Here is a 22,879-nt window from a genome sequence, read left to right on the forward strand (position 1 = left end):
TCACAGCTTCACCATTCCCTGGAATCCCATGAAAGCAAGCGAAAGAAGTCCCGCGGTGATGAGGGCTATGGCGGTGCCTTTGAAAGGCTCCGGCAGATCGTAGAGATCCATTTTTTCCCTTATTCCGGCGAATATCACAAGAGCAAGAGCGAATCCAAGACCAGATCCCAGTGCGTGGAAGACCGCCTCAACAAAGTTGAGCTTCATGAGACTGTTCAAAAGCACCATACCGAGGATCGCACAGTTTGTGGTGATGAGAGGCAGGAAAATACCAAGCGCTTCGTAGAGATCCGGGCTGGTTTTCTTCAAAAACAGTTCGACGAACTGGACGAAAGAAGCGATGACGAGTATGAAGACGATCGTTCTCAGAAATTCAAGTCCTGTGGAGATAAGGAGCTTGTCCAGAAACCAGCTGATGGCAGCAGAAACCGTCATAACGAACGTAACGGCTATACCCATTCCTGTTGCCGTTTCCAACCTTTTGGAGACCCCCAGGAAGGGACAAATCCCGAGAAACCTCGCCAGAACGAAGTTGTTCACGAATATGGCAGAAAAGAAGAGCAAAAACACCTTCATTTCGCTTCACCTCTTTTCTTTCTCCTGATGCCGATGTAGGTGAAGAGTGCAGAGAGAAGACCGAGTGTTATGTAGGCTCCCGGTGGAAGAATTTCAAGAAATATCTTCAACTCCCACACTTTGTAACCGAAGATCGTACCGTTACCGAAGAGTTCTCTGATGCTTCCAAGAAGAACCAGTGAACCTGTGAAACCGAGACCCACTCCCAGGCCATCGAGCATGGAATCCAGAACACCATGCTTGGAAGCGAACGATTCCGCCCTTCCCATTATGATACAGTTCACCACTATGAGAGGAATGAAAAGTCCCAGGGTCTTCCACAGATCGTAGGCAAAACCGTGCATGAGGAGATCTATCATGGTAACGAAAGACGCGATAACAACGATGAATATGGGAATCCTGATCTTATCAGGAACGATCTTTCTTATCAGTGAAATAACCACGTTTGACATGGTGAGAACGGCTGTCGTAGCAAGCCCCATCCCCAGACCGTTGATGGCACTCGTGGTGACGGCGAGTGTGGGACACATTCCAAGAACCTGAACATAAGTGGGATTTTCTTTTATGATCCCCTTAGTTAATTCTCTCAAGCGGCTCATTTCGACACCTCCTCGAGGTACCTGTACATGAGATTCAGAGCGGTCACCACGGCCCTTGGTGTGATCGTTGCTCCCGTCATTACATCGCTTACCTTCACAATACCCTGCTTTTTCAACTCCTCAGGAGAACCCTTCGGAAGTCCCGCATCTTTGTCGACCCTCAGGCCGTTCTTCAGTCCTTCGGGTGGAACTGGAAAGAAACGCCTCTGTATACTTTCTTCTCCTATCTTTGCGCCGAGTCCAGGCGTCTCCTGAGAATAATCTATTACTCTCACGGAATTGAGCATGAATCCATCTTCCGTTTTTATAAAACAGGCTACAACGGTCACGTTTCCTCCAAAACCGGGTGCGTATCCCGACAGAACGTATGCGTTTCTGCCATCCTTCGTCACGAATTCATACAAGGGACCAAGGACTACCCCTTCTTTGTACTCTTTCAGAACAACCGTTTCTATGCCTGTTTTTTTGACGATTTCCTCGATTTCTTTTTCATCCACCAGATAATCTCCCGTGAGGGGATCTTTCAGAACGAATTTGATGGCGCTCAACTTAGCTGCGTTATCCGCTTCCTGGATCTTTCCTTTGACTCCCACATACACGAGTCCAAGAAAGAGTCCAGAAATAGCCGTGAAAACCATCAGAATCAATCCAGTCTTCAGGATATCCTTCATTTTTTCACCTCACCGAAGATGCGCGGTCTGGTGTACCTGTCTATCAGGGGAACCAGTGCATTCATGAAAAGGATCGAAAATGAAACGCCTTCAGGATACGCTCCAAAGAGTCTTATAGCCATCGTGAGAACGCCACATCCAATCCCGAAGATCACCTGTCCCTTCGCGGTGATGGGACTCGTCACCATATCGGTGGCCATGAAAAGTGCACCGAGCATGAGACCACCACTGAGGAGGTGAAAGAGAGGATCACCGTACCTTGGATTCATCAAATAAGCTATCGAAGAAAACACAAGAACAGTTCCTATATAGGAGACAGGAATGAATATCTTCACTCTCTTTCTCAAGAGAAGATAGATGAAACCAATTATGAGAAGAAGTGCACTCGTTTCACCTAAGGATCCTCCAACCTTACCTATGAACAGATCCCAATAGGGTGTGAAAACACCGTGTTCCTTGAAAAGTGCAAGAGGAGTTGCTGCCGTTACCACATCCGCTGGAGATTTCCAGAATCCTGCCCCGGGTACAACCCAGGTGGTCATGTAAGTGGGAAAAGAAATGAGCAGAAACGCTCTTCCGACGAGCGCAGGGTTGAAAATGTTCTGGCCGAGTCCTCCGAACACGTGTTTCCCGATCCCCAGAGCGAAAACGAGTCCCAACAAAAAAGCCCAGAAAGGAAGCCTTGTGCTCACGTTCATCGCCAGAAGCAGTCCTGTCACTGCCCCGCTGCCATCCGGGACGAAATCCTTCACTCCTCTCAGGTATCTCATGACGAATATATCGAACAGCTCACCTATCACCGCTCCTGCGATACAGAGAAATAGAGCATACCATCCGAAGAAATAAGCCGCCCCAATAACCGCTGGTGATAGGGCTATGAGCACATCCAGCATGATCTTTCTCACATCATCCTCTTCTCGAAGGTGTGGAGCGTAAGCGCTTATCAGCTTCATCTTCTACCCCTCCTTGTGGCGCGATACACTGTTTTTGCGAGTTTTATGTACCTTACGTGTTCTATCTTCGAAGGACAGGTGTAGGTACACGAGCCGCACTCTATACAGTCCATCAAACCGTTCTCCACCGCTTCGTCATACTTTTTCTTCGTGGAGAGGAGATAGAGAAGATAAGGCTGAAGGTTCATCGGACACACCTGAACACATTCACTGCATCTAATACAGGGTTTCTGGGGTTGAGGTTTCTCAGGAAGAAACGCTGTTATTCCAGAAGTTCCTTTCATAACTGGGATGTCCAGATTTGTGATGGATATTCCCATCATTGGACCACCAAGGATGACACGCTCCGTGTTCTCATCTATTCCACCACAGTAATCGATAACATCCTTCACAGGTGTCCCTATCCTGACGACCAGATTTTTCGGATTTTTCACGGCATCACCGCTGACTGTCATACCTCTTTCCACGAGCGGTTTTCCATCGACAACCGCTTCCTTCACTGCGACGCAGGTACCGACGTTCTGAACCACCACCCCGACATCCATTGGAAGGCCTCCCCTCGGTACCACCCTTCCGGTTATCGCGTATATGAGCTGCTTTTCTGCACCCTGCGGATATTTGGTCTTGAGAAGAGCAACATCGACGGGATACCCCTTGAAAACCTTCTTCAAATTGTGGTACGCATCCATCTTGTTGCTCTCCACACCGACTACGGCTTTTTGAACCCCCAGGACCTTCATCATTATCAGGATTCCCTGGAGGATGTCCTCGGCTCTTTCCAGCATGAGTCTGTGATCTATCGTGAGAACGGGTTCACACTCTGCCCCGTTGATGATCAAGGTATCAACTTTTTTCTCGGGAGGAGGTGAGAGTTTAACGTGGGTGGGAAACATCGCTCCACCCAGACCAACAATTCCTGCTTTTTTGATGATTTCCAGGATTTCCTCTTTCGACATACGTTCAAAATCTCCAGTTTCCATGTGAACCCACTCATCGTCAGAGGTTCTTTCTATAACGATCGCCTCGATGGGCTTTCCGAGAATTGGATGAAGGATCTTTTTTATCTCGATCACCTTTCCTGTCACGGGAGAGTGAAGATAAGCGGAAATGAAACCCTCAGGCTCTCCTATGACCTGACCGGTCTTCACTTCATCACCGGGAGAAACTACAGGCTTCGCCGGGTTTCCCGCGTGATTAGAAAGAAAGACGAAAACCTTCTGAGGTAGAGGTGCCCTTTCAATGGGTTTATCCTTCGACCACTCCTTCAATTCCGGGGGATGAACCCCTCCCTTAAAAGTGAGCACATTTTCACCTCCAGTGAACGTTGTAAATAGGGCCTCTTGGACTTTCGTTGTAGTAGGGGCGCGTGCAGTGAGGGCATCCGCGGGTTCTTAAAGCCTCTTCTGGAAACTCGCCGTTCCATTCAACGTCAATAATTTTACCATTTGAGTCGAAAATTATATTCTCCGGTTTTATCAGGTTTTTCTCGAGAAGGTAAGTTGCCAGCTGGATTTTCCTGTAACGCTCTAGGGAAGGTCTTTCTCTGTTTTCAAACGCCGTTCCCCTGATTGGTGTAAAAGCAAACAGAGAAACCACGATGTTTCTTTCCTTTGCCCACACCGTGAAATCAACAATGTCTTTATCACTTTCACCCAATCCAACTATCACATGTGTCGTGATTTTTCCGGGAAACATTTCTGCTGCTTTCTCGAGAATATGGAGATGTCTCTCGTATTTTCCTCCTCTGATTTTTTCAAAGAGAGTTTCGTTGGGAACATCCACAGCGATATCCACTCTGTCGGCTCCCAGTTTGAAATACTCTGTAACCTCCTCCACACTGATAGCTCTGACGCTCACCGAAACCGGTATTCGAAACCTCGGAATGATCGATCTGAGGTCTTCTCTGTACCCAGCATAAGAAACGACTTGGATACAGATCCTCTTGAAACAATCGTTCAATTCGTCGAGTAGATCTTCCGGAATCTCTTTCCAGATAACCCTGGAGAGAAAATGAGACGGGCTTGTGGAAGAGCGTGACTGAGCACAGTACAGACAGTTGTAAACGCACCTTTCCCCAAGCATGAAATAAGCGGTGTCCATTTCTAAAGACGATTTTCCATTCACTTTCTGAATCGTTCCGTAAGATGCTCTGAGTATCATTTCTCCACCTCAAACTCGTATTCTCTTTCTTGGTTTCTCAGGTGAACCTTGCTCCCTTCCACACTGATCTCGAAGCCGTTCAAGAACTCAGGAATCGGCTGTTTTGCTTCCAACCTCATGAACACACCATCCGCGGTTCTCTCGGCCACTCCTTTTTCTCTGTAAAGCAAAAAGATCCTCCTTGCGTGAATGGAAACACTGCAAACCGTGAAAAAGACCATTGTAACGATGAAAAGAGCGAAAAGAACCTCTATGACAAGAGATCCTAACTGAAAAGAAGATAAGAGAGTATTAGAAGAATTCCCATGACGAGAAGCGCTAGTACGAAAGCCAGAAGAAAATCTGAACTCGCCGCTTTCTGAACGGGTTGAGGAGATTTTCTCAGTTTCAATTTCTCCTGGTTTGATTCTTCCCCCTCCCTGAGCATCTCTCCTATTTTTTCCATCCACTCTTCATCGGAAATCTTCACCCTGCTTTCACCACGTTTTATCTTCAGATTCGGGGATACTATGGCCTTTCCAATTATCCCTTCTTCAAATTCCACTTTCAAAAGATAAAGATTTCCTTCTCTGGTCTTTACAACCTCTTTCGAGAGGATCTTCCCAGGAAGACTCGCCACATTTTCCGTTCCGAACTTTTCCTTCAGAAACCTTTTGAACTTCTCCGAAAATTCTTCGTTTCCGTAGTTCAGGATAACAAAATCTATCTTCTCTTCTACCTCTATCTCTCTTATGGTCACACCGTTCAAAGGATCAAGAACTGGGAACACTTCTGGGAGATTTCTCAAATCTTCTCTCTGAAACAATTTGAAAACTTCATCAGTCGAAAGTTCTTCAAAATGTTCTTTCACCACTTCAAGAGAAACATCTTCATAGTCCAGCGGGGTTCCTACCGCTTCCACTTCCAGTTTTTCAGACCACTCCCTGAAGAGGTCGGCCATGAAGACCTTGAGTGCCTCGTGATCACCACTTTCAACGAGCCTGAAAAACTCGCTCCCAACCAGTCTAAGATTCTGTTTTCTGGTTTGAATCAGCCAGAAATTGAGGAATTCATCCGTTATGACAGAAGCTTCTGAGACTTCTTTCAAGGCCAGTTCTTTTTTTGCTTTAAAATCTTCAAGGAACTCCTCAAATCCGAGATTCAGATCTACCGAATACTTTCGAACATACCGACCCGGCATCACAAAAAAATCGTACTCAGGGATCTGATTGAGTTTGCCGAGGAAATATCCCTGAACGATCTCGGATGTGAGCTTCGATGTGACCCTGAACTTCACAAAATAGAGATCCACTCACTACTCCTCCCTGGGTATCACATAATCTCCCGATTCCAGAGTTTTCGATTTGAAATCTTCAGGTCCTACACCAATGCCTATGACACAGTTCTTTCCTATTACCATGTCGTCGGGAATCACCGAATTCATCCCCACCACCGTCAGGAGACCAGAGTACACCTTTGGATCCAGTTTGTTCTCAGCGTCTTCACCCACTCCCATCCTGACGTTGTTTCCTATTTTTACACTTTCTGCTATTATCACGTTTTCCAGATAGCAGTTCTCTCCTATCTCAGCTCTGGTCATTATGACTGAGTTCTTCACCACCGTTCCTCTACCGATCTTCACACCCTGGAAAATAACAGAGTTGAAAACATTACCATACACCTCTGCTCCTTCACTCACGAGAGAGGTGGAAACCTTCGAACCAGGAGCCACGTAAGCGGGTGGCATCTCCTCGGTATGGGTGAAAAACCTCCAGTTCGGATCGTAGAGGTTGAAAGGCGGCACTGGAAGAACAAGCTCCAGATTGGCTTCCCAGTAAGATCTGAGCGTACCAACGTCCCTCCAGTATCCATCGAATCTGAACGCGTAGAGAGAACCGAGATTTTCTCTCAAAATTCTTGGAATCACGTCTTTTCCAAAATCATGAGAACTGTTCGGATCGTTTTCGTCTTCGATGAGAACTTTCTTCAGGAATTCATAATTGAAGACGTAGATTCCCAGAGACGCCAGATTCGATCGGGGTTTTGCCGGTTTTTCTTCAAAATCTACTATTTTCCCATCCACATTCGTTATCATGATACCAAACCTGCTTGCCTCTTCGATGGGCACTTCCATGCAGGCTATCGTTCCATCCGCCTCTTTGAGCAGATGATAATCTATGAGATCGTTGTAATTCATAGCGTACACGTGATCTCCCGAGAGAATGAGAACGAGTTCCGCGTCGTTTTCTTCGAGAAATTCAAGATTCTGATAGACAGCGTTGGCGGTTCCTTTGTACCAGTCAGACTCATGCCTACCCACGTAAGGCGGAAGAATTTCGACCCCTCCATCTTTCCTGTCCAAATCCCAGGGTCTTCCGATACCTATGTGTTTCGAAAGAACATGAGGTCTGTACTGGGTCAAAACTCCTACCCTATAGATTCCAGAATTCACACAGTTGCTCAGAGTAAAATCTATCAGACGGTATTTCCCTCCAAAAGGGATAGCAGGCTTCGCTACTCTTTCCGTGAGAACTCCGAGCCGCGTCCCCTGACCACCTGCCAGTATCATCGCAACGGTATTTCCCATAAGATTTCACCTCACAAAACTGCTCTTTTTTCGAAAACAGGTAACTCTGTGTCTCCTTCGATGACACGACCTTCTCTCACGATACAGTTCTTGTCCAGGATCACGTTTCTCAGAACTGCGCCTTCTTCCACGACAGTGCTTTCCATGATGATAGAATTCTCCACTACTGCCCCAACTTTTATTCGCACGTTTCTGAAAATGACAGAATTTCTCACCGTACCGGAAACTATGCTCCCATCTGCGATCAAAGAATTCTCAACAACAGCCGTGGTCGTGAATTTTGGAGGGGGGAGATCCTTCAGCTTCGTATAAACCTTCCCGTTTCTGTAGAAGAGCTCATCGCGTACTTCTTTTTTCAATATATCCATGTTTATCCTGTAATACTCTTTTATTCCCTTCTTCACGTTTCTCCAGTAACCATCGAACCTGTAAGCGTAGACCTTCAATCTATCAAGGTTGGGAATCACTATGTCGAGAAGGAGATCGTACTTCCCCTGGGGAACTGTTGCATAAAGAAGTTCCTTGAGCAGTTCTTTGTTCATGAAGTAAACCCCAAGAAACGCGATGTTCCCTTTTGGATGCGCAGGTTTTTCTTCTATCTCCACCACTCTCATATCATCGTCGAGCTGAACTATTCCATATTCACTCAAGTTGTACGTCTCATCGAGTTCTTTAACTACGAGAGTTATGTCCGCTCCCTTTTTTAGATGGTAGTTGAAAAGATCTCTATAGATCATCTTGTAGATGTGATCTCCCGAACCTATCAAAACGTGATCTTCCTCGCCCCTTCTTAGAATGGTCATATTCTGGAAGATGGCATCCGCCGTTCCCCTGTACCAAACTTCTCTGTTCGGCCCAACGTAGGGCTGGAGAATGAACAATCCTCCGCTTTTCCGATCGAGGTCCCATTCCTTTCCAGAACCCAGATGGTCCATCAAACTCCTTGGATTGTACTGAGTAAGGATACCCACTTTCCTGATGCCGGAATTCACCATGTTGCTCAAAGTGAAGTCTATAGCCCTGTACTTTCCAAACACAGGAACCGCCGCACTGGCTCTCACCTTCGTCAGAGGCCACAAACGATCACTTTTTCCCCCAGCAAGAATCAATCCAAGCACCCTCATTCTTAACACCTCTCTTCCTTCGTTCACTAAAGAATTCTATCACCTCCACTCTTCTTCTATAAAACCGTCCGAAAGTTTTTTCAGTAAATCTACAATGAAATTGGTGTTAGAATCCGGATATTCCCTCACGACAAGATAAACTCTCTCTCCAAAACTTCTCATGGCAGACATGAATCCCATCACCCTGAGAACGTGACCGATCATTTCGGGGAAGATCAGAAAATCACCAGAAGGAAAATCAAGCTTTTCTGGCTCGAAGTCCGGCAGATCGAACATTTCCTTGAGCTTTACTCCATAACGTCTGGAAAAGAGTTCTAACATGGCACACGATAACGAGAAAAGCACTTTCGGATGTTCTGGAAAATGCGCCTCGAGTCTCTCGAAGAGACCAAAAATCTGACTTGATTTTGCTTCCTTGAGAATCCCCTCATATTCTTCAAGAACGGCCACAAAAATCTTGTAATGCTCTCCCAGCGATCTTTCGGGAACTATGGTCGATCCTCCCTTGAATTCATCTTCCATCAGTTCTAACTTCACAATTTCTCTGTCTCTCCATTTTTCAAGATGATAAGTTAGAATCATTTTTCCTACCCCCTGTCTGGAAAAGCTTTAAATAAAGTGTTAAAATTCCTTCAGAGGTGGTTCTACTATGAATATATCAACTATCGTGTCGAATTTAAAGGATCTCATTTTAGAAGTTCGTGCACCCTACGATCTCGAAATAACAGGTGTGTCCAACCACTCTTCTAAGGTAAAAAAAGGAGATCTCTTCATCTGCAGAAGAGGGGAAAAGTTCGATTCCCACGAGATAATACCCGAAGTGATGGAAAAAGGAGCAGTGGCTGTTGTCGTCGAAAAAGAGATAGATCTGGATTTTCCCCACATTCAGGTTTTCGATTCTCGCTATTTTGAGGCAAAGGTAGCCAGCCTCTTCTTCGAAGACCCCTGGAAAGACGTTTTAACCTTTGGAGTCACAGGAACAAACGGCAAAACCACAACAACCATGATGATCTACCACATGCTCACCTCCCTTGGAGAAAAAGGAAGCGTTCTCACCACCGCTGTGAAGAGAATTCTTGGAAGCTCCTACTACGACGACATCACCACACCGGATGCGATCACCATCCTTTCCGCCATGAAAGAGAACAAGGAAGGTGGAGGAAAGTTCTTCGCCCTCGAAGTTTCTTCTCACGCACTGGTTCAAAAAAGAGTCGAGGGAGTCAGATTCGATGTGGGTATATTCACCAACATATCACGCGATCACCTCGACTTTCACGGTACATTCGAGAACTATCTGAAAGCAAAGCTTCATCTCTTCGATCTGTTGAAAGATGACGGGATAGCCATTCTGAACGAATCATTGGCAGACACTTTCAATCGAAAATCGAGAAAAATCACCTTCGGAACATCGAAAAACGCCGATTACAGGCTGGGAAATATAGAGGTGAACTGGGAGGGGACACGGTTCGTTCTGGAAACTCCCGATGGTTTATTGAGGGTTTTCACAAAGGCGATAGGTGATTTCAACGCTTACAACGCCGCGGCCGCCATTGCTGCTCTTCACCAGCTCGGATACGATCCAAAAGACCTGGCGAGTTCCCTCGAAACGTTCACGGGGGTCGAGGGAAGATTCGAGGTAGTACGTGGAGCAAAGAAGATTGGGCTCAACGTTGTTGTCGACTTCGCCCATTCTCCAGACGCACTGGAAAAGCTCTTGAAAAATGTCAGAAAGATCTCTCAGGGAAGAGTGATAGTTGTCTTCGGGGCCGGGGGAAACAGCGACAGAGGAAAACGTCCCATGATGTCTGAGGTCGCTTCAAAACTCGCTGATGTTGTAATCCTCACAACCGATGACCCACGAGGAGAAGACCCGGAACAGATAATGGAAGACTTGATAAAGGGTATTGATAAACGCAAACCGTATCTGGTGCTCTTTGACAGAAGGGAAGCCATTGAAACGGCCCTAACTATCGCTAACAGAGGAGATTCTGTTGTCATAGCGGGAAGAGGTCACGAAAGATACCAGATAATCGATGAAGAAAAGAAGGTACCGTTCCAGGACAGAGAAGTTGTGGAAGAGATCATAAGAGACAAGCTGAAAGGGAGGAAATATGCACAATGAAAGATCTCCTCACAAGGCGCTTCGTTCTGAACTCGAAAGAAGTGAGAGAAGGTGACGTGTTCGTTGCCGTGAAAGGGAAAAGATTCGATGGTCACGATTTTATAGATGAAGCCCTCAAGAATGGTGCTTATGCAGTTATCGCTGAGAGAAAAACAGTGAATTCCGATAGAATATTTCTCGTAGAAAGTTCCGTTGACGCACTTGCAAAACTGGCCCGAGAAAAGCTCGGAAATTTTTCTGGCACGGTCGTCGGTATAACGGGTTCGTCAGGAAAGACCACTACGAAAGAAATATTGTACAACCTTCTCAAGAACAAAAGAAGTGTTTTCAAAACACCGGGAAACATGAACACGGAGTACGGGTTGCCACTCTCCATCCTCAACGATTACAAAGGAGAGGAAATCCTGGTTCTCGAAATGGCCGCGAGCAGGCCCGGTGATATCGCTCACCTGTGTAAAATCGCTCCTCCGGATGTCGCCGTTCTCCTCAACGTTGGAAACGCCCATCTCGAGTTTTTTGGAACACGAGAGAGAATCATGGAAACCAAAATGGAGATCATCAAGCACTCGAAAGAAAATGCAACAGCCGTAACACTCTTTGACGATCCCGATTTGAGAAGGGAAGTACCTTGTTACAGAAAAACGTTGTTCTTCGGCAAAGAAGGCGGTGACTCGGTTCTAAAGGATTGGTGGTACTATGAGGGTTCCACGATCGCAGAGTTCGAAGCTTTTGATTCTCTTTTTACAGTGAAACTCTCCGGATACTGGAACGGAGGGCAACTCTTGAACATCGCCGCTTCTCTGTGTGTCATGAGAGCTTTGGGCGAAACTGTGGATATCTTCGATCTTGCCAGCCTGAAAACAGTTCCCGGCCGTTTCAATGTGAGAGAAAAAAAAGATGTGCTGATCGTGGACGATACGTACAACGCAAGCCCTGAAGCGTTTCAAACTTCTATAGAGGCGCTTCTTCGCTTTCCTGGAAGGAGATTCGCCGTTGTTGGAGCAATGAAAGAGCTTGGGGAGAGGTCGAAGGAATTTCACGAAGAGCTCGGAGAGAGATTGAACGTTCTGGATGGGGTGTACATTTTCTTGTCAGAACCCGAAGCGGAATGGATCAAGTCCAAGAAGATCATTCTGAAGTCAGACGATCCCGAAAAGATAGCGAAAGATCTTGCTTCCAGGGTAACAGAAGGGGATGTGGTTCTCTTCAAAGCTTCAAGAGCGGTGAGAATAGAAAAAGTTCTGGAAATGTTTGAAAAGGAGCTGGAGAGAAAATGATAGCAGCAAATTTTCTTCTGAACCTTTTTCTTTATCCGATCCTCATAAAACTCTTCAGACGAAGAAGAATCGGGCAGTACATAAGGAAAGAAGGCCCAGACCTTCACGGCTACAAAGAGGGTACCCCCACCATGGGAGGTATTCTGTTCGTTCTGACCGGTTTTCTGTTTGGAATGATTTCGAAGACAACTACGATGGTGTTGCTCGGCATGTTTCTCTTCTTCCTCATCGGTTTTCTGGATGACTTTCTCAGTGTGGTAAGAAAAGACTCCACGGGGTTGAAAACTTATCAGAAGGCTCTGCTTCAGACTCTATCAGCCCTCATTATGTTGCTTCTGATACGTCCTGAAACGAACGTCGATTTCTTTGGCTTCACGATTGAGATGGGAAAGTGGTATTACCTCTTCGCGCTCCTGGTCATCGTGGGAAGCTCGAACGCCATGAACCTGACGGACGGACTGGATGGGCTGGCCGGTTGGATATACGTGAGCGGAAGCATCCCTTACTGGTTTTTCCTCAAAGAAAGGGGAGTCTCAGAGGACATTCTGCTGATCCTTGGAGCCGGTGTTCTTGCCTTTCTAGTGTTCAATTCGAAACCCGCAAAGATCTTCATGGGAGACACAGGTTCTATCACACTCGGTGGGGTTTTGGGAACTGTTTCCGTTCTAACGAAAACGGAGTTCTATCTGGTGCTTTTCTTTTTGATCCCCGTCATCGAAACATTGAGCGTTATTCTTCAGGTGGGATCTTTCAAGATCTTCAAACGCAGGATATTCAGAATGTCTCCTCTGCACCATCACTTCGAATTGATCGGATGGAGCGAGGAAAAAATCGTGGCAGTGTTCACCGTTTTCAATCTGATATCTTCTCTTGTCGTTCTTGAGATCTTCGGGGTGATAGCGTGAGAATAGGCTTTCTGGGTTTTGGAAAGAGCAACAGGTCCCTTCTGAAATATCTTTTGAAGCATCAAGAAGCGAAATTTTTCGTGAGCGAAGCAAAAACTCTGGACGGTGAAACGAAAAAATTTCTGGAAGAACACTCCGTGGAATACGAAGAAGGAGGCCACACCGAAAAACTCCTGGAGTGCGATGTTGTTTACGTGAGTCCCGGAATAAAACCAGACACGAGCATGATCGAACTCCTCTCTTCCAGAGGTGCGAAACTATCCACAGAACTTCAGTTTTTCTTGGACAATGTAGATCCAAAAAAGGTCGTGGGCATCACGGGGACTGACGGAAAAAGCACCGCTACCGCCCTCATGCATCATGTGCTTTCCGAAAGGGGATTCAAATCTTTCCTTGGTGGAAACTTTGGTACACCGGCTGTGGAAGCCCTGGAAGGAGAGTACGACTATTACGTACTGGAAATGAGCAGTTTCCAGCTTTTCTGGAGCGAAAGACCGTATCTTTCAAATTTCCTCGTTCTGAACATATCCGAAGATCATCTGGATTGGCACTCCTCTTTCGAAGAATACGTTGATTCAAAGTTGAAACCGGTTTTTCTCCAGACAGAAGGAGATCTGTTCGTCTACAACAAGCACATAGAGCGCTTGAAAGATCTGGAAGGTGTGAGATCCAGAAAAATCCCTTTCTGGACGGATGAAAACTTTGCTACAGAAAAGGAACTGATCGTTCGCGGGAAGAGATACACACTTCCTGGAAACTATCCGTATCAGATGAGGGAAAACGTACTGGCAGTTTCCGTTCTTTACATGGAAATGTTCAACGAACTGGAAAGTTTTCTGGAACTTCTCAGAGATTTCAAACCGCTCCCGCACAGAATGGAATACCTGGGTCAAATAGATGGAAGGCATTTTTACAACGACTCGAAAGCCACGTCGACACACGCGGTACTGGGTGCGCTCTCCAACTTCGACAAGGTAGTTCTCATAATGTGTGGAATCGGTAAAAAAGAAAATTACTCTCTCTTCGTGGAAAAAGCCAGTCCAAAGCTGAAACATCTCATCATGTTCGGAGAGATATCGAAAGAACTCGCTCCGTTTGTGGGGAAAATTCCTCACAGCATCGTTGAAAATATGGAAGAAGCCTTTGAAAAAGCAATGGAAGTCTCTGAAAAAGGTGATGTGATTCTTCTCAGCCCGGGAGGAGCGAGCTTTGACATGTACGAAAACTACGCAAAAAGAGGTGAACACTTCAGAGAGATCTTCAAACGACACGGAGGGGATGAAGTTTGAACGAAAAATCTCTCGTGTTCTTTGTCATCGTACTTCTGTGCGTGGGGTTCATATCTCTCAGCAGTTTTGAAATAGTTCGGGATTATGTGAAACCGGTCAGAGACACCGCACACGTGGTGCTGAACCATTTGATGAAGCTCGCGGTGGCCATCGCTTTTTTCGTTGTCTTCCTCTACACGGACCACAGATTGCTCTTCTCAAAGCAAATCATCATAGGGGGATACGTCCTCTCCCTTGTCCTTCTGACGGTCGTGCTGTTCCTCCCCTCGAGTGAGAGAGGTGCACACAGGTGGATAGATCTTGGTAGCTTTTCATTCCAGCCATCCGAACTGGTCAAAATCTACATTCTTCTGTTTCTCGCGTGGTACGTCGAAAAAAACTCCCTGTTCATGAAAAAATTCTTCAGGGGATTTTTGAAGCCGATTCTTCTTGTTTCTCCTCTACTCTTCCTTGTTCTGATAGAACCCGATTTCAGTACTTTTGTGCTTCTTGTTTTCATGGTTATCCTCACACTCTACGCTGCTGAAACTCGCGGGATTTACGTGCTGAGTTTCTTTCTGGTGATAATTTCTCTTTTTATTTCCATGTATAAAACCGGTGTTCTGGAACATTTCATGAAAAATTACCAGATGGAAAGACTCATATCGTATCTGAGAGGGAACGTTTCAGAACAGGTTGTTGAAGCAGTGAACGCTATAAGAAACGGTGGTACGCTTGGCAAAGGATTAGTTCTCGGTGAAGAAAAGCTCTTCGTGCCTGTGGTGACAAGCGACTTCGTGTTAGCTATAGTGGGAGAAGAGCTTGGCTTCATAGGACTGGGAGTTGTCCTGTTCTCATTTTACGGATTGGTTCACAGCCTTGTGAAGGTCGCTACGAAAATGCATACGGTTCCATCAGTCAGAACGTTCATCTCCGGTTTCGCTATTTTGATAATGCTTCAGGTGATGACGAACGTTGGTGTCATATCCGGAATTCTTCCAGTCACGGGAGTAACTCTTCCTCTGGTAAGCTATGGAGGGAGTTCACTTCTTTCTATCATGATAGGCTTTGGAATAGTCGGAAATATGATTCTGGAGAGTGAAAGAGAGTGATAAAGGTCGCTGCAGCTGGCGGTGGAACTGGTGGACATCTCTATCCACTTCTGGCCATCCTCGAGACGCTCGCGAAAAGAGTTGACGTGAAGGTCCTGTTCTTCGCTGTAAAAGGCAAAATCGATGAGAGAGTTGTGAGAAAAGATCATCCAGAGTTCGAAACAGTTTCAATCGATGTCAGAGGTTTGCTCAGGCCACTCCATCATCCAAAAAACCTGTGGAGAACCTTGAAGATAGGAATTGCTACGATCGAAGTAAAGAAACATTTGAAGCGCTTCAAACCGGATTTAGTGGTTCTCACGGGTGGATACATATCTGGAGTTGTGGGGCTAGCCGCTAAGGATCTTGGGATACCCATCTTTGTTCACGAACAAAACGTCGTTCCAGGACTCGCAGTGAAAGTTCTCTCACAGTACGCGAAGAAAGTTTTCGTCTCTTTCGAAAGAACCCGAGATTATCTGAGAGAATGGCAGGATAAAATCGTCGTCACTGGATGTCCGGTGAGAGAAACGGAAAAAGAAGCACCTCTGAAGGATTTCGTGCTCGTTCTCGGTGGAAGTTTGGGAAGCGAAGCGATAAACGAGTTGATGGAAAAGGTGTATCCAGAACTTCAGGAAACTCAATTCGTACATTCCACAGGGTCAGACGATTGGACAGAAAGACTTTCCGTTTTTCCAAATGTAACAGCACTCACTTACATAGACCCCATGGGAGCCTACTGGAAGAAAGCGATCGCGTCCATTTCAAGGGCAGGGGCGAGTACAATCGCAGAGATGATGTACTACGGTGTTCCCGGAATACTGATACCGTGGGAAAGTTCCGCCGAATCACACCAGCTTGAAAACGCTCTGGAAGCGGAAAGGCTGGGGTATGGTATCGTTATCAGAGAAAACGAGGCGTCACCCCGAAAAATAATCGAGTCTATTGATAAAGTGGTGAAAAAAGGTAAAATAGAGAAGATGAAAGAAAACCCTGCTTCCAAAATATCTGAGGAAATACTGGGGGAGATAATGTGAAAATTCATTTCGTAGGAATTGGTGGAATTGGAATGAGTGCCGTGGCTTTACACGAATTCTTGAATGGAAACGATGTTTACGGTTCAAATATAGAGGAAACAGAAAGAACCGCTTATTTAAGAAAATTAGGAATTCCGATTTTTGTGCCACACTCCGCAGACAACTGGTACGATCCCGATCTGGTTATAAAAACCCCCGCTGTTCGTGACGACAACCCGGAGATAGTACGCGCCAGGATGGAAAGGGTCCCAGTAGAAAATAGACTGCATTATTTCCGAGACATTCTGAAACGGGAGAAAAAGGAAGAGTTCGCTGTAACCGGAACCGATGGAAAAACCACAACAACCGCTATGGTTGCGCACGTTTTGAAACATTTGAAAAAGTCTCCAACGGTGTTCCTTGGAGGCATAATGGATTCCCTCGAACACGGAAACTACGAGAAAGGAAACGGGCCCGTAGTTTACGAACTCGACGAGAGCGAAGAGTTTTTCTCAGAGTTCTCCCCAAACTATCTCATAATCACAAACGCCAGAGGAGATCATCTGGAAAACTACGGCAACTCTCTGTCCAGATACAGATCGGCCTTCGAAAAGATCAGCAGGAACACCGATCTGGTAGTCACCTTCGCAGAGGACGAACTCACATCCCATCTGGGTGATGTAACTTTTGGCGTGAAGAAAGGCACGTACACCCTTGAAATGAGAAGCGCTTCTCGCGCCGAACAAAAAGCAGTGGTGGAGAAAAATGGAAAGAGATATCTCGAACTCAAACTCAAGGTTCCCGGTTTTCACAACGTTTTGAACGCACTGGCAGTGATAGCACTCTTCGACTCGCTCGGGTACGATCTGGCGCCAGTGCTTGAAGCACTGGAAGAATTCCGGGGAGTTCACAGGCGCTTCTCCATCGCGTTTCACGATCCGGAAACGAACATCTATGTGATAGACGACTACGCCCACACACCAGATGAGATAAGAAACCTTCTTCAGACAGCAAAAGAAGTCTTCGAAAACGAAAAAATCGTGGTGATATTCCAGCCGCACCGATACACCAGACTGGAAAGGGAAGATGGAAACTTCGCAAAAGCGCTTCAGCTGGCGGATGAAGTTGTGGTCACAGAAGTCTACGATGCGTTCGAAGAGAGGAAAAACGGCATCTCAGGGAAGATGATCTGGGACTCTCTCAAGTCGCTCGGTAAAGAGGCGTATTTCGTTGAGAAGCTTCCAGAACTGGAAAAGGTAATCCCCGTGAGTGAGAACACCGTCTTTCTTTTCGTCGGTGCCGGAGATATCATCCACTCTTCCAGAAGATTCGTGGAACGTTATCAGAGTTCCAAAAGTTCTCCTTCACGTGTTCTGGGATCGAACAAATAGACGGTGCTCTTACCGGAAAGATAACCACACGCTTCTCCAGGATTCACCACGAGAGTTTTTCCTTCTTTTCTCACATCTACTCTATGAGTATGCCCGTAGAGAATCAGATCGAACTCCTGGGAGCGAACGATCGCATCCAGAAGAATGGGTTCGTGCATCATCGCTATTCTTAAACCATCGACCTCCAGGGAAATGGGTGGTTTTTTGATTCTTCCGCCGGATCTTTTGTCCAACAGCAGTACCTCTCCGTCGTTGTTTCCAAAAACACCGTAGAAATCTACCCCTTCTTTGATCAATCTTCCAAGTGTGAACGGCGCAACGAAGTCTCCACAGTGAAAAACTTTTTCTATATTCTTCTCAGATAGAAGTTCTTCCACCTTTTTCAGAACCTCCATGTTATCGTGAGTGTCACTGAGTATCAGCCACATTCGCATCACCCCCATGTATAGTTTACCGCCATGATTATGGACGTTGAAACGATCGTGAAGAAAGTGATGAGCCCGCTCGCGAGTTCCGCATCGTAACCCTTTTCAACCGAGTACACGAGTGTCATGATGGCAGAAGGAAGAAGCGGTGAAAGAAACAGGTTCATTTCCTCGAAAGAAGAAAGAGAGAAGATCTTCACTGCGATCAGAGCAACAAGCAACCCGGCGGCATACTTTACGAGTCCCGCCATTAAAATCAGACGGAATTTGTCGTAAACCGATCTGAAGCTGAGATAGTATCCCACAAGAAAAAACACGAGGAAGGCATTAGCGTTCTTTATCGTCCGCGCAACATCGAGAACAATACCAGGTGGAACCACTTTGAGGCTGTTCATCGTTATTCCGACAAGGAGGAACAGAAACGGTGGAAAGGTGAAAACCTTCAGTATTCCCTTTTTGTTCCGCTCAGCTACTGCTTTCCCCACACCAAATATGAAGAAAGAATTCCCCAGGTCGAACAGGGCGAAGTTAACCACCGATGCTTCTCCCCAGAGGCTTTCCGCCAGAGGATACATGAACAAACCTGTGTTGAAACCAACGAAAGAGAGAACGATCGGAATTCTCACTCTTGGATCCTTTATTCTCGAGAAAAACAGAAAGGCAAGAAAGATGAGAAGAAGGTTACTCAAAATACCCGTTGCAGTGAAGGCGAACTTCGAAAAGTGAAAACGCGAAGTGGAAAAACTGTAGAAGATCGCCGCAGGCAGTGTGAAATTCACCACCAGTTTCGAAAGGACCTTACCAGTATCTCTTTCGAAAAATTTCTTCGTCAGATAACCGATCAGTATGATGACCGAAAATTCCATTCAGTGCACCCCTGAGAGGAATTCTACCAGAAAAAGAGGGCGTCTCTTTGACGCCCTCTTTATGGTTTTCTAACACCAATTTTCTTCTTTTCCTTCTTTTTCTTGAACTCACACACACCCACCGGACATTTATCAGCGCTTATGTGGGCTCTGAATTCTTCCTCGAAGTTGTCAACGATCGAGAGCAGAGGAACCGGAATGCTTTGACCCAGTCCGCAGAAAGAAGTTTCCCCTGCGTTTCGAGCGATCTCCCTCAACGTATCGAGATCCTCTTTTTTGCCTTCGCCTCTGCTTATTCTCTCCAAAATATTGACGATCATCCTTGTACCTTCCCGACACGGTGTACACTTCCCACACGACTCGTGTTCGAAGAACCTCATAACGGTGAGTGCGAGATCCACCACACAGTGAGTCTCGTCAGCAACGAGAATCACTCCTGATCCAAGGGAAACTCCGTACTTTGCGTAAGAATCAAAATCGAGTGGAACGTCGAGTTTGTCTGGTCCGATGAACGTTCCTGCACTACCACCCGTTTGCACCACTTTCAACTTCCTGCCACCCTCAATCCCCCCACCAAATTTGAAGATGAGATCTCTCACCGTCACTCCCATTGGCACTTCCACGATTCCCTTTCTCACCACATTACCCACGAGGGAGAACACTTTCGTCCCAGGAGAAGACTCGGTGCCGAACTTTTTGAACCACTCCGCACCGTTCATTATTATCCTTGGAACGTTCACAAAAGTTTCCACGTTGTTCACAACGGTGGGTTTTCCAAAGAGACCAAAGGTGGGAGGGTAAGGAGGTTTCAGCCTGGGTCGAGCGGGTTTCCCCTCTATGGACTCTATCAACGCCGTCTCCTCTCCCGCCACGTAAGCTCCCGCCCCGAGCCTTATTTTCAGATCGAAGTTGAATCCACTTCCGAGGATGTTCTCACCGAGGAATCCGTACTCGTAGGCCTGTTCTACAGCTTTTTTCAAGATTTCTATCGAACTGTGATACTCTCCCCTTATGTATATGTAACCCTTCGTTGCACCAACCGCGTACCCCGCTATGATCATGCCCTCTATCAAAGAATGAGGATCACCCTCCATGATGAGCCTGTCTTTAAAGGTACCGGGTTCTCCTTCATCGGCGTTGCACAGAACATATTTCTGGTCGGCAGAAGCTTTGTAGGTGAATTCCCATTTCAGACCTGTTGGAAAACCGGCTCCACCTCTTCCCCTCAGCCCACTTCTCTTTATCTCTTCGATTACCTCTCCTGGTTCCATCTGGAGTGCCTTGGCGAGGGCAAAATAACCGTCTCTTGCGATGTATTCCTCTATACGAGTGGGATCTATCTCTCCTACGTTCTTTAGAACGATACGAGTTTCTTCGGCCACCTTCTCTACCTCAACGGTTCCTTTTATTTGACTCTCGGGAACTTCAAGATCGAACACTCTCCTTCCCTTGAGAATGTGCTCTTCGAAGATCCTCTTCACATCCAATTCATTCCTCACAACGTAGAAAACACCGTCGGGAAGAACGGAAACAATCACTCCTTCTGGATAAATTCCCATGCTACCCGTTTCCAGTACATCGACGGTATCTTCGAGATTGTGTTCCTTCACAAGATCCCTGAAGTAATTGAGAAAGTGACGAGCACCCATCAACACACTGTTCGAATCAACTGAGACCAGAACTGTTATCGGTTTCATAGCGACTCACCTCTCAGTCTATCTATGAGATCCTTCACACGACCAGGTGTCATATTACCGTAATACTCGTCGTTCACCATGATCACCGGTGCAACACCACAAAGGCCCAGACAACTCGTCATTTCGAGTGTGAAAAGACCATCAGAAGTGGTCTGGCCAAAGTCGATTTTCAGAATTTCCTTGAGGGCTTTGACCACTTCTCTCCCGTTTTCAACATGACACGGAAGACTCTCACAAACCCTTATCACGTATTTTCCCTTCGGTTTTGTCGAGAACATGGTGTAGAACGTCAACACCTCGTACACTCTGGAGAGCGGCACGCCAAGCTCTTCAGCCACGATCTCAGCAGCCTCCGGTGGTATGAAGTTGTCAAAGCGCTTCTGTATCTCGTGCAGGGTGTTTATCAAAACGTCTCTCTCTTCTGCTGTCTCTTTAGCTTTCTGGACGATCTCTACTATTACCTCCCTCATCTTCACTCCCCCTCGTCAAAAATTTCACAATTATTCACGAAAAATTATACCACTTTTTCTGTGCCATTTAAAAAAGGTTTTTCAACCAGTCAAAAATAGGAATCAAAACCAGCGCCGGAAGTAGGTTCCCAACCTTTACCTCTTTCAGTTTAAGAATCCTTATTCCAAGACCCAGAATCATGACACCACCTGTGCCAACAAAATCGGAGATAAACGCATCACCTGTGAGAAAAGTCAAACTCTTTGCGAAAACAACGAGAAGTCCCTGAACGAGGAACACAGAAACTGCCGAGAGAAAAACCCCTGTTCCTAAGGTTGCCGTGAGCACTGTGGCTGACACTGTGTCTAGCACCGTTTTCACGAGTATCAAATCCGCGTTTCCCGTGAGTCCTATGTTTATGGATCCCACTATGGTCATGGGACCAACCAGAAAGAGAAGCGAAGAAGTGAGAAAACTCTCCGCAAACCCCTGAGAATTACTGAACTTCTTCCCAATACCTTCTATTCTGTCCTCTATTCTGAACAACTCTCCGATGATGCCGCCTGCAACGAGTGCGAGGAGAATCATCAAAAAATCATCACCCTGCGTGACCATCCGGATACCTATACCCATTGTGGTGAGTCCTATCACCGTGAAAAGGATGTCGTGTAATCTCTGAGGAATCTTTCTTTTGAACAGGAAACCCACGGACGCACCGATCAAAACTCCAAGTGCGTTCAGAAGAACAGCGTAGTGAAACATTATACCAACCTCCCGCTCTGCGCGAACAGACCGAATATTCCCCCCGTGTGGATGAAAAGAACGTTCTTTCCTGAATTTCTGAACATTTCGATCATTCCTCTGAAGGCTTTTGCCGTGTAGACCGGATCGAGGATGATACTTTCTATCGAAGCTACTTCTTTCAAGATCTCCACATCCTCACTGGACGGAATCGCATATCCCGGCCCTCTGTAATCGTCCACCACTTTGAAAACAGTTTCGTTGATCTTCAGACCATGCTCTTCCATACCACTAATTATTCTTTTCACCTTCCCCACAAAATAATCCGAGTTTTTCGTGGTGACGTTCACACCCACCACAGGTACGTGATATTCCAGAAAGGAAATTCCAGCTGACAAACCCGCTATGGTTCCACCACTTCCAACAGCACACACGATAGCATCGAAAGATTCGAGGTTCAATTGATCTTTCATCTCCAGCACCGCATTGAAGTAGCCAAAGGCCCCAAGGGAGTTCGATCCCCCTTCGGGTATCACGTACACCTTTTCACCTTTCTTCTCTCTCATCTTTTTGTGAACATCGAAGATCTCATCGATGCGTTCGTACTCTTCCTGGGAAACTTCCACTATTTCAGCACCGAGGAGAATGTCGAGGAGAAGATTTCCGTTCAGAACCTTCTCTCCTTTTCTGAGGAAGAGAACAGGTTTCAAACCGTGTTTTCTCGAAACGTATGCCGTTGCTCTGGCATGGTTCGACTGAAGACCTCCACAGGTGAAGACAGTTGTTGCTCCTTTTTTAAGAGCTTCCCAGAGAAGATACTCCAGCTTTCTGATTTTGTTGCCCGATCCCACAAGCTCTGTGAGATCGTCTCTTTTAACGTAGATGTTGAACCCGTATTCTTCCGAGAGTCTTTTGAGAAACTGAACAGGTGTGGGTTTAAGGGAAAGATCGATTCTCATTCGTCTCCCCCTCTTTTTGTTT

24 protein-coding genes are annotated in these 22,879 nt (G+C 46.3%); 7 read left to right on the forward strand and 17 right to left on the reverse strand.

Going from position 1 to position 22,879, the window contains the following annotated elements; genetic code table 11:
• The 11 genes from rsxA to TPET_RS03470 form a co-directional block, all read right to left on the reverse strand.
• A complete protein-coding gene (rsxA, locus tag TPET_RS03420; protein ID WP_004082952.1) occupies positions 1–576 on the reverse strand; it encodes an electron transport complex subunit RsxA in 576 nt (191 codons plus the stop codon).
• Positions 573–1,175: an electron transport complex subunit RsxE gene (gene rsxE / locus TPET_RS03425; RefSeq protein WP_011943284.1), complete on the reverse strand. Its 603-nt coding sequence runs from the start codon at positions 1,173–1,175 to the stop codon at positions 573–575. Before rsxE ends, rsxA begins: the two co-directional genes overlap by 4 nt.
• The gene (locus TPET_RS03430) at positions 1,172–1,846 is read right to left on the reverse strand and encodes an RnfABCDGE type electron transport complex subunit G (RefSeq protein WP_004082950.1); all 675 of its coding nucleotides are present in this window, start codon (positions 1,844–1,846) and stop codon (positions 1,172–1,174) included. Before TPET_RS03430 ends, rsxE begins: the two co-directional genes overlap by 4 nt.
• A complete protein-coding gene (locus tag TPET_RS03435) occupies positions 1,843–2,799 on the reverse strand; it encodes an RnfABCDGE type electron transport complex subunit D (RefSeq protein WP_004082949.1) in 957 nt (318 codons plus the stop codon). The genes TPET_RS03430 and TPET_RS03435 overlap by 4 nt, the downstream gene beginning before the upstream one ends.
• A complete protein-coding gene (gene rsxC, locus TPET_RS03440) occupies positions 2,796–4,103 on the reverse strand; it encodes an electron transport complex subunit RsxC (protein ID WP_011943285.1) in 1,308 nt (435 codons plus the stop codon). The genes TPET_RS03435 and rsxC overlap by 4 nt, the downstream gene beginning before the upstream one ends.
• Positions 4,104–4,107: 4 nt before the next feature.
• Entirely contained in the window at positions 4,108–4,959 is an 852-nt protein-coding gene (locus TPET_RS03445; protein ID WP_011943286.1) for a LipS2 family lipoyl synthase, read from the reverse strand.
• A complete protein-coding gene (locus TPET_RS03450) occupies positions 4,956–5,129 on the reverse strand; it encodes a hypothetical protein (protein WP_012896198.1) in 174 nt (57 codons plus the stop codon). The genes TPET_RS03445 and TPET_RS03450 overlap by 4 nt, the downstream gene beginning before the upstream one ends.
• Positions 5,130–5,224: 95 nt before the next feature.
• Positions 5,225–6,250 carry a DUF4899 domain-containing protein gene (locus TPET_RS03455; protein ID WP_011943288.1) on the reverse strand — a complete coding sequence of 342 codons (1,026 nt, stop codon included), beginning with the start codon at positions 6,248–6,250 and terminating at the stop codon, positions 5,225–5,227.
• 3 nt (positions 6,251–6,253) lie between these two features.
• Positions 6,254–7,525 carry a glucose-1-phosphate adenylyltransferase gene (locus TPET_RS03460; RefSeq protein WP_011943289.1) on the reverse strand — a complete coding sequence of 424 codons (1,272 nt, stop codon included), beginning with the start codon at positions 7,523–7,525 and terminating at the stop codon, positions 6,254–6,256.
• Between the two features lie 11 nt (positions 7,526–7,536).
• Positions 7,537–8,649 carry a glucose-1-phosphate adenylyltransferase subunit GlgD gene (gene glgD, locus TPET_RS03465; RefSeq protein WP_012310694.1) on the reverse strand — a complete coding sequence of 371 codons (1,113 nt, stop codon included), beginning with the start codon at positions 8,647–8,649 and terminating at the stop codon, positions 7,537–7,539.
• A gap of 39 nt (positions 8,650–8,688) precedes the next feature.
• Positions 8,689–9,231, reverse strand: coding sequence for a hypothetical protein (locus TPET_RS03470; RefSeq protein ID WP_011943291.1), 543 nt, complete (start codon positions 9,229–9,231; stop codon positions 8,689–8,691).
• Between the two features lie 67 nt (positions 9,232–9,298).
• On the opposite strand from TPET_RS03470, the gene TPET_RS03475 reads away from it, so the two are divergent.
• The 7 genes from TPET_RS03475 to murC are packed head-to-tail and all read left to right on the forward strand — an operon-like array spanning position 9,299 to position 17,719.
• A complete protein-coding gene (locus TPET_RS03475; RefSeq protein ID WP_011943292.1) occupies positions 9,299–10,771 on the forward strand; it encodes a UDP-N-acetylmuramoyl-L-alanyl-D-glutamate--2,6-diaminopimelate ligase in 1,473 nt (490 codons plus the stop codon).
• Complete coding sequence (locus TPET_RS03480; RefSeq protein WP_011943293.1) at positions 10,768–12,048, forward strand: UDP-N-acetylmuramoyl-tripeptide--D-alanyl-D-alanine ligase; 1,281 nt, start codon at positions 10,768–10,770, stop codon at positions 12,046–12,048. Before TPET_RS03475 ends, TPET_RS03480 begins: the two co-directional genes overlap by 4 nt.
• Complete coding sequence (gene mraY, locus TPET_RS03485) at positions 12,045–12,953, forward strand: phospho-N-acetylmuramoyl-pentapeptide-transferase (protein ID WP_011943294.1); 909 nt, start codon at positions 12,045–12,047, stop codon at positions 12,951–12,953. The genes TPET_RS03480 and mraY overlap by 4 nt, the downstream gene beginning before the upstream one ends.
• Complete coding sequence (gene murD, locus TPET_RS03490; protein WP_011943295.1) at positions 12,950–14,242, forward strand: UDP-N-acetylmuramoyl-L-alanine--D-glutamate ligase; 1,293 nt, start codon at positions 12,950–12,952, stop codon at positions 14,240–14,242. The genes mraY and murD overlap by 4 nt, the downstream gene beginning before the upstream one ends.
• A complete protein-coding gene (locus tag TPET_RS03495; protein WP_004082928.1) occupies positions 14,239–15,333 on the forward strand; it encodes an FtsW/RodA/SpoVE family cell cycle protein in 1,095 nt (364 codons plus the stop codon). The genes murD and TPET_RS03495 overlap by 4 nt, the downstream gene beginning before the upstream one ends.
• Entirely contained in the window at positions 15,330–16,349 is a 1,020-nt protein-coding gene (gene murG, locus TPET_RS03500) for an undecaprenyldiphospho-muramoylpentapeptide beta-N-acetylglucosaminyltransferase (protein WP_011943296.1), read from the forward strand. Before TPET_RS03495 ends, murG begins: the two co-directional genes overlap by 4 nt.
• Entirely contained in the window at positions 16,346–17,719 is a 1,374-nt protein-coding gene (gene murC / locus TPET_RS03505; RefSeq protein WP_011943297.1) for a UDP-N-acetylmuramate--L-alanine ligase, read from the forward strand. Before murG ends, murC begins: the two co-directional genes overlap by 4 nt.
• On the opposite strand, the gene TPET_RS03510 is transcribed toward murC, so the two are convergent.
• The 6 genes from TPET_RS03510 to TPET_RS03535 all read right to left on the reverse strand — a co-directional run bounded on the left by TPET_RS03510 (position 17,671) and on the right by TPET_RS03535 (position 22,857).
• Complete coding sequence (locus TPET_RS03510; protein ID WP_011943298.1) at positions 17,671–18,147, reverse strand: metallophosphoesterase; 477 nt, start codon at positions 18,145–18,147, stop codon at positions 17,671–17,673. The two genes, murC and TPET_RS03510, sit on opposite strands and share 49 nt — an antisense overlap.
• A 5-nt stretch (positions 18,148–18,152) precedes the next feature.
• Positions 18,153–19,010 carry an AEC family transporter gene (locus TPET_RS03515; protein WP_011943299.1) on the reverse strand — a complete coding sequence of 286 codons (858 nt, stop codon included), beginning with the start codon at positions 19,008–19,010 and terminating at the stop codon, positions 18,153–18,155.
• Between the two features lie 59 nt (positions 19,011–19,069).
• Complete coding sequence (gene nuoF / locus TPET_RS03520; RefSeq protein WP_011943300.1) at positions 19,070–20,707, reverse strand: NADH-quinone oxidoreductase subunit NuoF; 1,638 nt, start codon at positions 20,705–20,707, stop codon at positions 19,070–19,072.
• Positions 20,704–21,177 (reverse strand): NADH-quinone oxidoreductase subunit NuoE, encoded by a 474-nt coding sequence (gene nuoE / locus TPET_RS03525; protein WP_011943301.1) that lies wholly within the window; start codon positions 21,175–21,177, stop codon positions 20,704–20,706. Before nuoE ends, nuoF begins: the two co-directional genes overlap by 4 nt.
• A 67-nt stretch (positions 21,178–21,244) precedes the next feature.
• The gene (locus TPET_RS03530; RefSeq protein ID WP_011943302.1) at positions 21,245–21,919 is read right to left on the reverse strand and encodes a DUF554 domain-containing protein; all 675 of its coding nucleotides are present in this window, start codon (positions 21,917–21,919) and stop codon (positions 21,245–21,247) included.
• On the reverse strand, positions 21,919–22,857 hold the full coding sequence (locus TPET_RS03535) for a pyridoxal-phosphate dependent enzyme (RefSeq protein WP_011943303.1): 939 nt from the start codon (positions 22,855–22,857) through the stop codon (positions 21,919–21,921). Before TPET_RS03535 ends, TPET_RS03530 begins: the two co-directional genes overlap by 1 nt.
• Positions 22,858–22,879 lie beyond the last annotated feature (22 nt).

It is taken from the genome of Thermotoga petrophila RKU-1, from assembly GCF_000016785.1.
Taxonomy (GTDB): Bacteria; Thermotogota; Thermotogae; order Thermotogales; family Thermotogaceae; genus Thermotoga; species Thermotoga petrophila.

Coding starts and splice junctions, on each gene's coding strand:
- TPET_RS03430 (WP_004082950.1), bottom strand. CDS start 1,846: ATGAAGGATATCCTGAAGACTGGATTGATTCTGATGGTTTTCACGGCT.
- TPET_RS03470 (WP_011943291.1), bottom strand. CDS start 9,231: ATGATTCTAACTTATCATCTTGAAAAATGGAGAGACAGAGAAATTGTG.
- rsxE (WP_011943284.1), bottom strand. CDS start 1,175: ATGAGCCGCTTGAGAGAATTAACTAAGGGGATCATAAAAGAAAATCCC.
- TPET_RS03510 (WP_011943298.1), bottom strand. CDS start 18,147: ATGTGGCTGATACTCAGTGACACTCACGATAACATGGAGGTTCTGAAA.
- mraY (WP_011943294.1), top strand. CDS start 12,045: ATGATAGCAGCAAATTTTCTTCTGAACCTTTTTCTTTATCCGATCCTC.
- TPET_RS03530 (WP_011943302.1), bottom strand. CDS start 21,919: ATGTTTCACTACGCTGTTCTTCTGAACGCACTTGGAGTTTTGATCGGT.
- TPET_RS03480 (WP_011943293.1), top strand. CDS start 10,768: ATGAAAGATCTCCTCACAAGGCGCTTCGTTCTGAACTCGAAAGAAGTG.
- TPET_RS03445 (WP_011943286.1), bottom strand. CDS start 4,959: ATGATACTCAGAGCATCTTACGGAACGATTCAGAAAGTGAATGGAAAA.
- nuoF (WP_011943300.1), bottom strand. CDS start 20,707: ATGAAACCGATAACAGTTCTGGTCTCAGTTGATTCGAACAGTGTGTTG.
- TPET_RS03435 (WP_004082949.1), bottom strand. CDS start 2,799: ATGAAGCTGATAAGCGCTTACGCTCCACACCTTCGAGAAGAGGATGAT.
- TPET_RS03475 (WP_011943292.1), top strand. CDS start 9,299: ATGAATATATCAACTATCGTGTCGAATTTAAAGGATCTCATTTTAGAA.
- TPET_RS03515 (WP_011943299.1), bottom strand. CDS start 19,010: ATGGAATTTTCGGTCATCATACTGATCGGTTATCTGACGAAGAAATTT.
- TPET_RS03460 (WP_011943289.1), bottom strand. CDS start 7,525: ATGGGAAATACCGTTGCGATGATACTGGCAGGTGGTCAGGGGACGCGG.
- glgD (WP_012310694.1), bottom strand. CDS start 8,649: ATGAGGGTGCTTGGATTGATTCTTGCTGGGGGAAAAAGTGATCGTTTG.
- rsxA (WP_004082952.1), bottom strand. CDS start 576: ATGAAGGTGTTTTTGCTCTTCTTTTCTGCCATATTCGTGAACAACTTC.
- nuoE (WP_011943301.1), bottom strand. CDS start 21,177: ATGAGGGAGGTAATAGTAGAGATCGTCCAGAAAGCTAAAGAGACAGCA.
- TPET_RS03535 (WP_011943303.1), bottom strand. CDS start 22,857: ATGAGAATCGATCTTTCCCTTAAACCCACACCTGTTCAGTTTCTCAAA.